Raw genomic sequence first — 13,812 nt, forward strand, 5'->3', positions numbered from 1 at the left:
AAATGCTTCATCGCCCGTTGCAGAATTTCATGCTGGGGCAAAAGCACCAGTTGATCATTGGGATAACTATTCTCACCATCGAAAGTCGTAGGTTGTAGCGGGCCGTAGCCATTTTGCCGGAAAGGCCGGATACGGCCGCAACGACTCGGCCGAAAGCATTATGTGCGGCAGCAACGGCACCGGCGTGAGACATGCCAAGCGCAGTATCCGCATGAGCAGAGATTGAGATGAAGTGCTGCACAGGCTGGAGGCAGGCAGCTAACGGAACTGATAGGCCCTGACGTAATCGACGAACATGAAGGATGGATCGGCTGCAGCCATCTTCGTTACGCCATCGACGATACCGAGATCGATGAGAACATACATCGGCTGGCGATGCTCCGGTAAGGCCTTGGTTTTCCAGACGAGGTTTCCATCGAAATACATGCGTATAAAATCGGAATCGATCTTCACTCCATAACGATGCATATCGGTAGGACTTGCGGTAGCAAATACGTTGATGCGGGAGTAGGCGGAATCGTGCTTCCCATCGCGATGCCAGACATGCACTGTCGATGAGTAGCCACCCGGCTTGTCGCCGTAGTATTCGATGACATCTATCTCGGCGGTCGCCTTTGACCGGTCTTTGCCGATCAACCAGAAAGCTGGCCAGACACCAGGCCCGTCCGGTAACCGCGCCTGCATCTCGAAGTAACCAAATTGTTGGGAGAATCCATTTCCCTTCGGGTCGACGGAGGCAATCAGGCCGGAACGCCACATGCCGACTTCATCGCGCGCGGCGGTAATGCGCAGCATGCCGTCCTGTATCGCAAAGGGGAAATCGCCGCTTGGATTGGAGAAGCGGGCGCCGCCGAAGTCACCATTCCATGGAGTATGGGAAATCCAACGTGTGCCAGGCCCCCAGGCCGAGATACTCAGCTCGTCGAAGGGATCCTCGAAGGTCAGTGTCATGCTGTTCAGATCAAGTGCATCCCCGGTATCACCTGCGCGTGCAATCCTTATGTCGCAGATCGCAACCAACGCCATGGCAGCCGACGCGCGAAGGAAGGCGCGACGGTTGTTCATGCGTTTGCTGCAATGTAGTGGCGAGAAATGATCCATGCTCGGAAGCATGAACGCAGTAGTAAGCACGGTATAGAACGTATTTCGGCCAATAGGTCCCCCAAAAGGATTAGAGATGGCGGAAATACAGCTATAGGGCAGCATGGTAGCTTGCGGCGGTCATGAGGCGGAACTGCTGGACTCCCACACATGTATGTCATGGGGCTTGTAACATTGATCGTTGGCATCGCGACGCTCACTGCGCCTGTTCGATGGTCGTTCATCATAATGACGCTATCGACGGTGTTTGGCGCTGCCGCCGCGTTCACAGTCCCCGGCCTTGGCGGCGCATCGGTGCTCGTGCCAAGCCTCTTTCTATTGTTCTTCGCCGCGCGCCTGTTCGCGGCCTATGGGGAAGGGCCCTTCCTCGCCGCTCTGGCTCCCTGGCAGCCCGGTTTTTTCCTGCTGGTCCTGACGGCCTTCGGTGTCTTCACCGCGATCTTCTTCCCAAGGTTGTTTCAGGGCGTGACACAGACAATGACGGTGGAGCGCTCGATCGGTACACACAGCCTCATCGCTCTGGTGCCGCTGCGTTTTTCCTCCAATAACATTACCCAGACGGTCTATGCCATCGGCGGCCTCATCTGCTTCATTGCCACCTTTGCGTTCTTCCGGCGGAACAATATTCCCGCGACTTTTATCAACGGCGTGCTGGTCGTCGCGAGCATCAATCTCGGCTTTGCGCTTGCCGATATCGTCACTTACTTCACGCATACGGATTTTCTGCTCAGTTTTGTGCGCACGGCCAATTATGCGCTCCTGACCAATGCCGAAAAGGGCGGACTGAAACGCATCTCGGGGACATTTCCCGAAGCCTCGGCCTTCGCCGATTTTACCCTCGTGCTCTTCTCGATCGTTACCAGCCTGTGGCTCGGCGGCATTCGTTCAGCCGTGACGGGCACCATCGCCGGCCTGCTTTTGGTGGCGCTGATCCTGTCGACATCGGCGACGGCGCTCGTCGGCCTTGCCGTCGTCCTGCCGATCCTCTGCCTCCAGTCATTTCTGGCAGCGCGCCATGAACCCGGCGCGGGACGACCCGTTCTGATCGTATCCATTCTTGCCAGCATGCCGCTTGTTATCTTCTTCGTTCTCATCGCCATGCCGGATCTCGCGCACAATCTGCGCGATTTTCTCGACGAGATGCTCTTTTCCAAGGCTGACAGCCAGTCGGGACGTGAGCGCTTCATGTGGAATGCCATGGCCTATCAGGCATTCGTCGACACGAGCGGCTTCGGAGCAGGCCTTGGAAGCGCCCGCGCCTCGAGCTTCGGCCTTGTTCTTCTATCCAATATCGGCATCTTCGGAACGTTGCTCTTCGCCGTATTTGTCGGCCGGCTTCTGATGTTCGACACGCGGCCGGCATATCTGCCGTCACAGCAGGCTGCCGTCGTGCGCGCTGCGAAGGCCGGCCTCATCACCGTGCTCGTCTCCGCGGCCACCTCGGGGACGGTCTATGACCTTGGATTGATGTTTTACATCCTCGCAGGCAGCGTTTCCGCGCTTGGCGCCAGCACGCAGCGGGTGCGGGCCGGCTACCGCCCGGGATTGAGCGCCGCTGGAGAATTGAGATGAAGATTGTCGTCTTCAACGTCAAATACAGTGAAAATCTCGGAGACGGGCTGCTGGCGGAATGCGTCGAAGCCGCGCTGGCGAATGGTGCTGGCGAGATCGAAGTGGAGACGATCGATCTTGCGGGTCGCGAGGCTTTCGCGGCCGGTCATGGCGGGCGTCGGCGCTTGGTCCTCGCACTGCTCCATCGATCGCCCGCCATCGTCCGGCGACGGCTTGTCCGCCTCGGGCTTGAGCGCAGATTGCGCAGGCTTCGCAGCCGATGGAACGACAAGATTGCGGCTGCAGACGCCGTCGTGATCGGCGGCGGCAACCTGTTTCAGGACGACGATCTCAACTTCCCGCTGAAGGTCGGCATGGTGCTCGATTGCGTCTGCCGGCACGATCGGCCCCTGGCAATTTATGCGGTGGGTGTGAGCAAGCACTGGTCGGAGCCGGCATACGACCTCTTTGCGCGTCTGAAAGGGGCTCGGCTCGTTCATCTTTCCGTGAGGGACGGCTTTGCCCAGGATAATTGGCGCGAGCACTTTCCGGATGGACCGGACGCGAAAATCGTGCGGGATCCCGGATTGCTGATCGACGGCTCGCCATTGATCGAGAAACCTGCCGCATCCGCCAAGCGTCAGCTGACCATCGGCTTGTGCGTGACCGATCCCCTCATCCTGCATAGGCACAGCAACGCGCCGGCCTCCGCCATTCCCTTTTCCAGCGTCGATGCCTACCGGGACTTGATCGGGCTGCTCCTGGACGACGGGCAGCGCGTGCTGCTGTTTTGCAACGGCGCCAGGGAAGACCAGGCTTTCGCCGAGCGCATCCGCCATTCGGTCGCCACGCACCGGGCTGTGGAGCCCGGTGCGCTGGATATTGCCGGGCGTCCGCGGGTTCCGATTGACCTGATCCGGACGATTCAGCCGCTGGATGTGATCCTAGCCCATCGGCTGCATGCCTGCATCGCTGCCTATGCGCTCAGAGTCCCGCATGTCGGCTTGGGCTGGGACGGGAAGGTCGAAGGCTTCTTCAATTCCGTGGGGCGTGAGAATTACTTCGTGAAGGATGTATCGCAACCGCCGGGACGCATCGCGTTGCTGTTGAAAGCGGCGGAGAAGGAGGGGATAGAGGCACTTCGACATCACGTCATAATTGCGGAAGCCCGGGCTGGAATCTCGAACATGCGCCGCCATCTGGTTGGACCCGACCAATGCGCCATGTCGGGTATATAGTCCTTACGTCGCAGGAAATACCGCGAAGGCATAATGTATGTCGAATATAAGTAGCTGAGTTGCTGCTCCTTATACATAAAGCTTATATCAACTCTCCATTGAATTCGATAAAACTCCGACAAACGGCGGTTATCGATTTGTATCGAAGACATTGCCGAATTTTTATGGTATTGAATACTTAGAACTCACGAAAAATCTTATTTTTGAATGGCCCTTTGACCATCGAGATATGCTTTTGGGTTGAGGGGTGTCGGCATGGCAGCGCATATTTCGATAGAACATATTCGAAGCCTGGGCGGTGTAGCGCGGACCTTTGGCGCCGGTAGCGCCATCTGCGACTATGACAGCAATGCACCCCGCCTTCTCTTTATTTTGGAGGGGTGGGCGGCACGCAGCAAGATGTTGCCGAACGGGACACGTTTCGTAACGGAATTCGTCCTGCGTGGCGACATGATCTCGACCTCGCTGACGGCGCTGTCACGAGAGACCGTGCAGGCGATAACCAACGTGACGGTGATGGTCTTCCCGGACTTTACGTCTCTGCCGAAGATCGACACGCCGGCCTTGTTCTATCGTATTGTTATTGCTGAATTGCTTCGATATCAGGCGCGTATGTCTGAGCGTTTTGCCAACATAGGCAGGCGCGATGCTCTGGAGAAAACCGGTTACCTGTTGCTTGAGCTCGGGTCACGCATCGGCACCTCGAGAGATTATGCAAATGCGGAATATTTCGATTGTCCCCTGACGCAGGCGGATATCGGTGACGCCGTTGGGCTGTCCACGGTTCACATAAACCGCGTTCTCAGGGATATGCGCGAGGCGGGTCTCCTGTCCTTCCGCAATGGCATCGTTGCTTTTCTCGATCGGCCGCGTCTTATGGACATTGTCGATTTCGACCAATCCTACTTTGATACAACTATGATTTGAACAATGCATAAACTCCATTTCGGATAGAGTTTAGAAGAATTCCCGCAATCAATATTTCAATTTACCATTAACATAGGTTAATGCGTAGAAAAGAAAAATAAGCAATTACTATGGTAAGATAAACCTAACACGAGGGGACTGATATGAAAATGAAAGAAAATCTTAGCGTTACGCGAATGTCATGCTCTTTGAATAGAGTAAATACTCAAATAATTACAAGAAATACAAAGGCCATTTTAAGAGTTGGGGGTACCGGCCATGAATGGACAATCGCTCGTAAGTGAAAAATTTACCTCGGAAGCAGGGGCACGCATTATTTCGGTTCGGACGTCCGATACCCTGAGGCCTTTCATCGCATCCGGCATGCCTGGCGTCGATGAATGGGAAGACTATGTCCTTCTTATAGATTCCCGCGCCCTGGATCGCGAGTGCCTGTCGAAAAGCCTCACCGAATGCGACGGTGCCATGCACATCGTCACGGTCGGCTCGCTCGACGAATGGCAGATGCGGAACATGCAGGTCATGCCGTCGGCAATTCTTTTCATGATCGGCGGTCGCAAGGTTTCGGACGCAGACGTCAGCGCGAAGATTTGCGCGCTGGTCGAAAGATTTCAGACAAGCCCGGTGATCGTCGGTGCGGACGGCGATGAGCTTGCGCAGCTGCTGCATGCGCTGGAATGCGGCGCCCGCGGTTACATCCCGACGAGCGTCGGAATCAAGGTTGCCGCTGAAGCTGTCGCACTTGCTCGCGCAGGCGGCGTCTTTGTGCCGGCAAGCAGCCTTTTGGCCGCCAAGGAGGCAATTACTCCCGTGGCCAGCCGAAACTGCTGCCTCGACAGCCTTTTCACCCCGCGTGAAGTCGTGGTTGCGGAAGCGCTGAGGCGGGGAAAGGCAAACAAGATCATCGCCTATGAGATGGATCTTTGCGAAAGCACCGTCAAAGTTCATATTCGCAATATTATGAAGAAGTTAAACGCGACGAACCGGACAGAAGTCGCCTATAAAATCCGGGAACTCGTCCGCTAGCCGTTCCATATAGAACGGTTGTCGAATGCGGGAATAGGACTGGCAGGAGCCCGCATCGCCATATTTTAGCGTTGCCAGCCCCGGGGGAAGTACCGGGGCGGACCAGCCATATAGAAATCAGCGGAACCACTGATGCTATAGCGACCGATCGCTCGGCAGCTGAAGGCTGATTTTGCCGATTGCGGAGATGCAAAGCGCGCTTGCCCTCCGAAAGATCGCCACGAACCCGTTGAAAATCCTGGGATTCAGATCGCCATGCGATAATCCGCTCAATTTCGCCGACATGGCCATGCCATGCGCTCGGCTTGCGTGCGCACTCGCGACGCATCCGAAGGGGATGAGGCTATCGCCTGAAGCAGCTGCTTGACGGTGTTTGCGGGAACGATGGCGCCCCCGACGGATTCCAGATCATCCGCGATATCGAACCTCACCGGCAAACGGCCTTCATGGGCCGGATCAGCGCTGGGCTATCCGGAGGGATGCGATCTCCGCCGGCTTGTCGTCGATGATCGCGCTGACGGTCAGCAGGCCCGGACGGCGCAATATCAATGGCGAAAATACAAGACTGGCACCAACCACGACATTGATGGGGATATCGCTCGTCTCCGCGCTGTCCGTCAGATCCTTCTGCTCGTTGAGCTGGTCCGGATCCAGCCGCTCTTCAAGGAGCGGTTGGCGGTCTCCCGGCGCGACGCAACGCAGAACGATCGAGCGATACGGCTCCGTCGCCAGAGTGATGAGATTTACGTGCACACAGAATTTGGGCAGGGAGAAGGGGAATTCGGGTAACATCAGCACGCCGCTATAGACGCCGATGAAGCTCAGCTTTTCGCCGATTTCGGTGCGAACATCGTCGCAGAAGATGCAATATCCATAACGCATGTGCTTCAATCATCCCGTTCAGTGTTGGCGCGGGCAACAATGGTGCGGATAGCGCGCGAAGAGCTCCAGGAAACGACCCCGCCGGAGCAAACGGGATGAACGGCCGCCCGGGTCTCGAATTCGGAGACACGGTTGCCGTTCGTCAACATTGTGGGATCGCGGAGCTCGATATGGATCTCTTTGTCGAGTGCCCAGGCCAGGTCCGCGATCGAGCGAAGCGGAAGCTCCCTTTGTCCGCAGAGGTAGCGGTTCAGGTCCTTCCGGCTGACGCCGACCAATTCTGCCAGCCGCTGCTGCGAAAATCCTTTCTCCGACCGCCTTTCGAGAATGGCGGCAACAAGATCGCTGCGAATGTTTGCGATAAAGCGGCTCGCCGCACGCGCCCGCGCGCCTATCTCAAACCGAAATGACATCGTCCGGGTTGACTCCCTCAACGCACAACGCATCACCCACGCCAAGCTCACGACGTAGCCGGCGAACTTCCAGCCGATAGCCGCGATAAAGATCATAATCCTTCACATGGTCGGCCCAGTCCCCGAAAACCGCGACAAAGCAGTCGCGCTTGGCAAACCAGCCGAATATGCGCAGATCCACGGTCTTCAATTCCCAGACTGCATTTCGTTCGGGGCGGATTGCCCGGAATTGTCTGGAATGAATGAGCGGCTTGCCCGAGACAAACGTGAAAAAGAGAAAGTCTAGCTGTTCGATGGGGCTGAGGACCGCACCGAGCGACGATGGTTCGTTTCTGCTTACGCGTTCACCCAACCAATCTGCAAAGCTTGGGGTAGCGAAAAGCAGCCGCTTAGGCAGCTGCCGTCCATCAAGCTGAATCTCAACTTTAACGATTGCTTCGGATGAGACGAGACTGTCAAACGTAGTCATGCCTGTCAACTAATCCATTATAATGTGGCGCTCTCTCATTGAACCTCTCCGAGGGTAGTATGAATTGCCGCACACTTGGATTGTATTTATCTGGCTCCCTGATGGCTTAGTGCCCTTAAGCAAAGAAGAGTATAACCGATACGCCCGACCGATACATGTTTCATCTGCTACTCATTTTGAGGTAGGTCTTTTATATTTCATATTATCCCTGGTTACCGTCCTAGTACGAACGGTTCTCTTGTTCGGCTCTCCTCCAGCGGCTTATTAAAAAGGTCGAGGGCGGTGAATGGTCGCTTGCCCCGTTTTGGAGAACAGGGAGGATCACATGAGGACGTTTGGAGCTCTCGCGATTTTGCTGGCAAGTACGTCTTTGACGCTTGCCGGTCCATATCCACCGCCACCGGTCGAAAATGACTCGTTCATCGGCCAGGTGGGCGCCTTCAACGGCGCTTTCGTCAGCCAGAATAGCGGCAACAACCAGGCGCTGACCTTCCAGGACGGTGTTGGCAACTTTGCAATTACCAACCAGAATACCGCAAAGTCCAATACCTCCGATATCTTGCAATTTGGCTCCGGCAACTTCGCGGTGGCTGACCAGAAGGGCAAGACCAACGACCAGAGCACCCTCCAGGTCGGCACCCTGAATTTTGCTTCGACCCTGCAACGGGATGGCGGCGACAACAATTCGACGATCGGCCAGTTCGGTTTCGGCAATTCCGCGTTCGCCGATCAATCCAAGGGCGATAATACCCAGAATACGCTGCAGGTCGGCGGACTGAACTTCGCCTCCACCGACCAGACCGACGGCAAGCATGGCGGCAACACGTCAAGCACCATGCAGTTCGGCTGGGGCAATGGCGCCATTGTGGGCCAGGATGGCGGCAACAACGACCAGACGACGCTGCAGGTGGGTGCCGGAAACTTTGCCGCCACCTCCCAATGGGGCGTTATCGGGCCTAACGGCAATTCCTCGTACACGGCGCAGTTCGGCTGGGGCAACATATCCTTTGCCGATCAATCGGGCGGGAACAACTCGCAAGACACGTTCCAGGCCGGAGGGCACAACTTCGCCGTCACGGGCCAATCGTCGTTCTTTGGCGTGAACAAGTCGGCCACTGCCCAGTTCGGCGTCGGCAACACCGCCTTGACATCCCAGATCGCCAACCCGCTGGGCTCGAACAACTCGCTCATCGTACAGGCCGGTTATCGCAACACGGCGATAGCATCTCAGTCCGGCGTGCAGAGCGCGTTCCCGTTCGGAGGTTCCAACTTGCAGGGAACCATCCAGATCGGTTCGGGAAACTATGCGATCACCTCTCAGACCAGCTCGAGCGCACTGACCAATACCTCGGTTACGGCGCAGTTCGGCTATCGGAACGTCGCCGTTACGAGCCAACACTGAACAGGCAGGAGGAGGCGAATGCGAATGTCCGCCTCCTCTTTCCAAGCGGTTGAGCCATCCGTATGCATTAGGCTCAACCGTTGGCGATCAGCATGCAACCTCCTTGCGAAGCTTTTCTGCCTTTCTGCTCTGTCGTTCACATGCGTCGCTCCCGCTTTTTCGCAAGCGGGAGTCGCGTGCCTGATCGCGGCAAACAGGAAGGATGCGTTTCTTGTCGTGCAGGCGAGCGTAAAGTCGGCAACGGCGGTATCCGGTACCTACAGGCTGGTTCTCATCAAGCGCAATGCGTCGGGCACGAGCCAAAGCATTCAGCAAGGCAAGTTTGATTTGCAGCCAGGTTCGGACGGGCTTCTCGCCACCACGATGGTCGGTGCACCGGCGAATACCGAACTGAGTGCAAAGCTATTGGTCGAAACCGATCGAGGTGTCTCACAATGCGGATTACCACAATGAAACCTCCGAACGGCAGGAAATTGATGTTGGGTGTCGCCGCGGCATTGACTGTGCTTATGGGGCAGGCGGCAACGGTATGTCGGGCGGAATCGGCCTATGTGGTTCAGATACCGGTCAACGTAAAGACGACCGTGACGTTCAATAGCGCACCGCCGCAACAGCAGGCGGAGCAATATCGGCCTTCGTTCAATTTTCAGGCGCCGGGGGGCGTTGGAGTACCGGAGGCTTCAGTTGCGGGGCATGGCAACAACATAGCTCAGACGCTGGAAATAGGTATCCGCAACAGCGTGTATCATCTTCAATCCGGAGCAAACAACATCTCAACGGCCGGCGTGATCGGCAGTTACAACAATGTAAACGTGCTGCAGGCCGGAAATAATCTTCGCTCCAACGTCGTATTGCTGAATGGAGCAGGCCTGAATGTGAGTGTTCTTCAGCCTGCCGGTTCCGCGCCCGTCAATGTACTGATCGCGCGGTTGCCAGGCGGTGGATTGCTAATCAAGCGTTGAATGGACGCCGCAGCGTCCGGAAGCAAGAGAGAGGGGAATGGCAATGATGATGCGTATGACGATGATCGCAGTAGGCCTGGCTGCAACAGCGGCAATGCCGGCGTTCTCGGGGCAACTGGTCTATCAGCCGACCAACCCGACATTCGGCGGAAATCCTTTGAATGGCTCATTTCTTCTATCGACGGCACAGACACAGGGCGCCGGCGTCAAGTCCGGCCAGCAACAGTCACCGGATCTGTCCGGTCTCAACAGCGCCCTGGGCAACCTCGGGAACATAAACGAAGGGGCGGGTTCCGGCGGGTCGTCTCCGGTTATCGTGATCGAGAGTGGCAGCCAGGTGCCCACCAATCCCTAAGCCGAACTGATTGCCTGAATGTTCAATTCTTTGGGGGCGATTCATTCGTTAAGCGATGTCACATGTCAATTTTCCCCTTGCCGCCATTCTATGCGGACTAGGCCTGAGCGGCTGCGCTGCTGCAGGCAGCAATCTTGATCCGATGAGTACCCCGGCGACGCTCATGCCGGCTACCAAGACGGGCGTGGCGCTGGAAAGTTTGCCGCAGCCGAAGCAAGCGCTCGACGTCGCCGTCTATTCGTTTCCCGATCTTACGGGGCAAAACAAGCCCAACGAGAACTTCGCCGAATTTTCCCGCGCCCTCACGCAAGGCGGCGCGCAGCTGCTGACCGACGTCCTGACCAAGGCCGGCAACGGCAACTGGTTCAATGTCGTCGAGCGCACCGACCTTCAATCGCTATTGCAGGAGCGGCAGATCATCCAGAACACGCGGTCGGCGGTCTATGGCGCCAAGGCCGGCGGCATACCACCGCTTCGGTTTGCCGGCGTGCTGCTTGACGGCGGCATTGTCGGTTATGACTCGAACGAGACGACTGGCGGCCTGGGCGCCAACTATCTGGGGATCGGCGGAAACACGCAGTACCGCAAGGATATCGTGACCGTGTCGCTACGAGCCGTGAGCGTGAGCACCGGGCGCGTGCTGGCCTCCGTAAGCACCACGAAAACCGTCTACTCCGTTCAGCTCCAGGGTTCGGCCTTCCGCTTCGTCGGCGTCGACCAGTTGCTTCAGATCGAGGGCGGCATTACGCGAAATGCGCCGACGACCTTGGGAGTCCAGGAAGGAATAGAGCTTGCCGTCTATTCCCTGATCTTCGAAGGCGTGAAAAACGGGCTGTGGCAATTCAAGGATCCCGCAGCCGGAGCAGCATTCATGCGGTATCTCGACGAGCATCAAAGGGCGATGACCTACAAGGTGGACGGAAACGGCAGGCCGATCGTGCCGGCCGTCGATCCCCAGCAAGTGAGCGCTACCCAGCCAGCCGTCGAAGCCGCATCGAAGCCGCCCGTGATCGTCAGCAAGCCGAAAAGCTCATGAGGGCTAACGGTGTTGGATCGCTTTCCGGCAAATGTCGGATTGGGCGTTTTCAGGTCCGCAGCTCACGGTTTCGTTTTGCGTGCCGCCGCTCGAATCCGATTTGTTCAAGGACTTGGCGGCCGTTCCCTTTTCGAGATTGTTGCTCTTCCTGATCGGGACGCGTCCCTTCACCTGGGGGATGCGGGTCTCCGAAAATCCGGAATGGCGGATGATGGATTGGTCGACGGCAAAGGCATCTGCCGGACCAAGCACACCGGCAAGTATGACGAATGTGGCCGCAATGACTCTAGGGGAGTGTGTCATTTCGATGTTGCTCCTGGACCGTAACAATGGGCCGATTTTGCGCTATCGGCTGCGGAAATTCCGCCAGCGAAACTCTCGAGTGGTTCAGCTTTTCAAAGAATATCCGAACCACTCCATCTCTGTACTTCCACGCAATTCCGCACGAAAGGCCGCCGTGCCCTTTTCCTGAAATTGCTCCAACCGCAAGGCCACCGCCCCGGTTCCATGTTCGTTGGCGGTCGCCAGCCGCTATGCAATCACTATCCGATATTCATGGGCTGATTGGCGAAGTGATGACAGGCACCCGTGCATTCCGGCAGGCCACTTGTGACTATTTCAGTGTCCCACCGTTCCGGCGCCCACCGTTGGCAGGCGATTGTCCAGAGGACCTGGCGCCGCCCGCTCGGTGACCCCGCTGCCGACACTGGGAAAAACGCTGCTTGCCAATAGGGCTTGTGGCCGCGCATGGGGCGGTCGCTTCGGCCTATGCGACGGAGTTCGGCTGTTGGCGGGTGGTGGCTGGAGCGCAGGTACGATTGACGTCTCCGGAAGCTGCTCGACAAAGGCAGGATTCTCGTTCACGGCTGGAGCCTGCTGTAGATAGCTTTCGCCAAATACCACACTCTCGCTTAGTGCGAGCACGGTGATCAGAGAATAGCCTGCAATGATGATCGGCGCCATCTGAATTTATTCCTTGCGGGTTACAAATATAAAACTCCGCCGTTTTCCGATTAAAACAGAAAACTGAAATGTGATCTAAATTTTATTCTATAAAATGCGCTTTAATTCGCGTTTCATTCGACATTATTGCTCATATATTATAAAATTGCAAACCAAATCGTGGAGGGGATCATGCGCCTATATTGGCAGACGACTATGTGTTGTGTCGTTTTCTTGTTTACGCACGCGGTTGCATCCGTGGCATTCGGTGCCGACAATAGCGGGGTGACGCCGCAGCCCGATCCCCAGAAAGGGGCGGCCGAGCCCGGCAACAGCAACCCCGCGCCGGCGGCATCCTCAAGCCCGCCGGCGGCCCAGCCCGGCGGTCCGCAGATCACCGAACAGAAATTCGAAGCGTGGACATTGCAGTGCAGCACCGACAAGTCGATGAAGCCGCCCTGCCAGATCGTGTACAGGTTGACCTCGCCGGATCAAAAGCAGGTATTCATGGTGATCAGTATGGCGCGTTCGGCGGAAAACAAGATCGGTATGCAGATGGCTCTTCCACTCGGTTTTTCCGTTCAGGCCGGCGTCAAGATCGCGTTCGGCGGCAAGTATTCGACAATGGCAAAAGTGTCGCGATGCACGACGCAAGGATGTCTGGTGGAAGGCCTGTGCCCTCCCGGGATGCTCGATGCGCTGACGAAGGAAAAATCAGGGAAGGTTTCCATCCGGATGATGCAGGGAAATATGGCGGAGCTTCCCATATCCCTGGGTGGTTTCAACGCTGCTTACAGTGCGATGATCGCGAACAACGGGTGATGAACGCGCCGATCGGTAGTTGAATAAGGTCGCATCCTTCAAATGATAACCAATCGGTAGTCGGCATCGCTGCTTTTTGGCAGATGGATTGGTGTCGAGTGACCAAGTGTGGAAGCCATTGCTTATCAAGCGTGAAGACAACGTTGAGCTGAAATTCGTCAGGTTGCCTTGAAATCGATTTGTCTGTTCAGATCTGCAAGCTTGACCTCTATTAATGAGGATAGTTCCTCGTAGATACCCCATTCGTTAATGATCTTTCTATCACTTGTAGTGCCTATGTTTCATGCCCATCACCTAAAGTCTTGATTTAGTTGTCTCGCTCAGTTCCCGTAATATGCCATACAAGAGAGGGCCATATAGTTACGTCGTTCCGCTAGGAGAACATGTGTTTCCGCTTCATTCCATGGATGCTTCATCGCTGAATCTGTTACATCAATTTCTTTCGATCTTGCTTTCTTGCTCCTGTCGTCGATGTTTATGGGTGATACGAGACGGCCCCAACTCTTAAGGATGAGCCCTTTGATGCCGTCAGTGCGCGCTTTTGCCCCGTCCGATGCCTGAGGAAGCGCCGGTGACGAGTGCGGTCTTGCCGTCCAATCGGAAGGAGGGTGTCCTGGGTAGGGGTGAGGTCATGGCGTGGGTCGTCCCGTCATCGTCTCACTCGGCCGCCTGGCCATAGGGCACGT

At 56.5% G+C, this 13,812-nt stretch carries 15 protein-coding genes; 11 read left to right on the forward strand and 4 right to left on the reverse strand.

All coding sequences use genetic code 11. From position 1 onward, the window contains the following. Positions 1-258 precede the first annotated feature (258 nt). Positions 259-1,206 carry a glycoside hydrolase family 16 protein gene (locus GR212_RS28890; RefSeq protein ID WP_246726027.1) on the reverse strand — a complete coding sequence of 316 codons (948 nt, stop codon included), beginning with the start codon at positions 1,204-1,206 and terminating at the stop codon, positions 259-261. Positions 1,207-1,251: 45 nt separating this feature from the next. Here GR212_RS28890 and GR212_RS28895 point away from each other — a divergent pair, with 45 nt between their 5' ends. From GR212_RS28895 to GR212_RS28910, 4 genes are all read left to right on the forward strand, one after another. Then, positions 1,252-2,673: a hypothetical protein gene (locus tag GR212_RS28895; RefSeq protein WP_246726029.1), complete on the forward strand. Its 1,422-nt coding sequence runs from the start codon at positions 1,252-1,254 to the stop codon at positions 2,671-2,673. Then, positions 2,670-3,890 carry a polysaccharide pyruvyl transferase family protein gene (locus GR212_RS28900; RefSeq protein ID WP_163992023.1) on the forward strand — a complete coding sequence of 407 codons (1,221 nt, stop codon included), beginning with the start codon at positions 2,670-2,672 and terminating at the stop codon, positions 3,888-3,890. Before GR212_RS28895 ends, GR212_RS28900 begins: the two co-directional genes overlap by 4 nt. 255 nt (positions 3,891-4,145) lie before the next feature. Beyond that, positions 4,146-4,817, forward strand: a complete 672-nt coding sequence (locus tag GR212_RS28905) for a Crp/Fnr family transcriptional regulator (RefSeq protein WP_163992025.1) — start codon at positions 4,146-4,148, stop codon at positions 4,815-4,817. Positions 4,818-5,075: 258 nt separating this feature from the next. Next, complete coding sequence (locus GR212_RS28910; protein WP_163992027.1) at positions 5,076-5,843, forward strand: response regulator transcription factor; 768 nt, start codon at positions 5,076-5,078, stop codon at positions 5,841-5,843. A 456-nt stretch (positions 5,844-6,299) separates the two neighbouring features. On the opposite strand, the gene GR212_RS28915 is transcribed toward GR212_RS28910, so the two are convergent. Genes GR212_RS28915 through GR212_RS28925 form a run of 3 tightly spaced genes read right to left on the reverse strand, consistent with a single transcriptional unit; the run spans position 6,300 to position 7,607 of the window. After that, positions 6,300-6,725 (reverse strand): DUF6941 family protein, encoded by a 426-nt coding sequence (locus GR212_RS28915; RefSeq protein ID WP_163992028.1) that lies wholly within the window; start codon positions 6,723-6,725, stop codon positions 6,300-6,302. A 5-nt stretch (positions 6,726-6,730) separates the two neighbouring features. After that, complete coding sequence (locus GR212_RS28920) at positions 6,731-7,138, reverse strand: helix-turn-helix domain-containing protein (protein WP_163992030.1); 408 nt, start codon at positions 7,136-7,138, stop codon at positions 6,731-6,733. After that, complete coding sequence (locus GR212_RS28925) at positions 7,122-7,607, reverse strand: hypothetical protein (protein ID WP_163992032.1); 486 nt, start codon at positions 7,605-7,607, stop codon at positions 7,122-7,124. Before GR212_RS28925 ends, GR212_RS28920 begins: the two co-directional genes overlap by 17 nt. A gap of 370 nt (positions 7,608-7,977) precedes the next feature. On the opposite strand from GR212_RS28925, the gene GR212_RS28930 reads away from it, so the two are divergent. From GR212_RS28930 to GR212_RS37570, 7 genes are all read left to right on the forward strand, one after another. Beyond that, on the forward strand, positions 7,978-9,009 hold the full coding sequence (locus GR212_RS28930; protein WP_163992034.1) for a hypothetical protein: 1,032 nt from the start codon (positions 7,978-7,980) through the stop codon (positions 9,007-9,009). Between the two features lie 24 nt (positions 9,010-9,033). After that, on the forward strand, positions 9,034-9,462 hold the full coding sequence (gene csgH, locus GR212_RS28935) for a curli-like amyloid fiber formation chaperone CsgH (protein ID WP_163992036.1): 429 nt from the start codon (positions 9,034-9,036) through the stop codon (positions 9,460-9,462). Beyond that, positions 9,459-9,971 carry a hypothetical protein gene (locus GR212_RS28940; protein WP_163992038.1) on the forward strand — a complete coding sequence of 171 codons (513 nt, stop codon included), beginning with the start codon at positions 9,459-9,461 and terminating at the stop codon, positions 9,969-9,971. Before csgH ends, GR212_RS28940 begins: the two co-directional genes overlap by 4 nt. A 37-nt stretch (positions 9,972-10,008) precedes the next feature. Then, positions 10,009-10,326: a curli assembly protein CsgF gene (locus GR212_RS28945; RefSeq protein ID WP_246726031.1), complete on the forward strand. Its 318-nt coding sequence runs from the start codon at positions 10,009-10,011 to the stop codon at positions 10,324-10,326. Positions 10,327-10,489: 163 nt separating this feature from the next. Next, positions 10,490-11,362, forward strand: a complete 873-nt coding sequence (locus GR212_RS28950; protein WP_246726033.1) for a CsgG/HfaB family protein — start codon at positions 10,490-10,492, stop codon at positions 11,360-11,362. 31 nt (positions 11,363-11,393) lie between these two features. Further along, on the forward strand, positions 11,394-11,834 hold the full coding sequence (locus tag GR212_RS28955; RefSeq protein ID WP_163992042.1) for a hypothetical protein: 441 nt from the start codon (positions 11,394-11,396) through the stop codon (positions 11,832-11,834). A gap of 728 nt (positions 11,835-12,562) precedes the next feature. Beyond that, entirely contained in the window at positions 12,563-13,126 is a 564-nt protein-coding gene (locus GR212_RS37570; RefSeq protein WP_163992044.1) for an invasion associated locus B family protein, read from the forward strand. The last annotated feature ends 686 nt before the right edge of the window (positions 13,127-13,812 follow it).

It is taken from the genome of Martinezella lusitana (assembly GCF_010668395.1).
GTDB classification, from domain to species: domain Bacteria; phylum Pseudomonadota; class Alphaproteobacteria; order Rhizobiales; family Rhizobiaceae; genus Rhizobium; species Rhizobium lusitanum_A.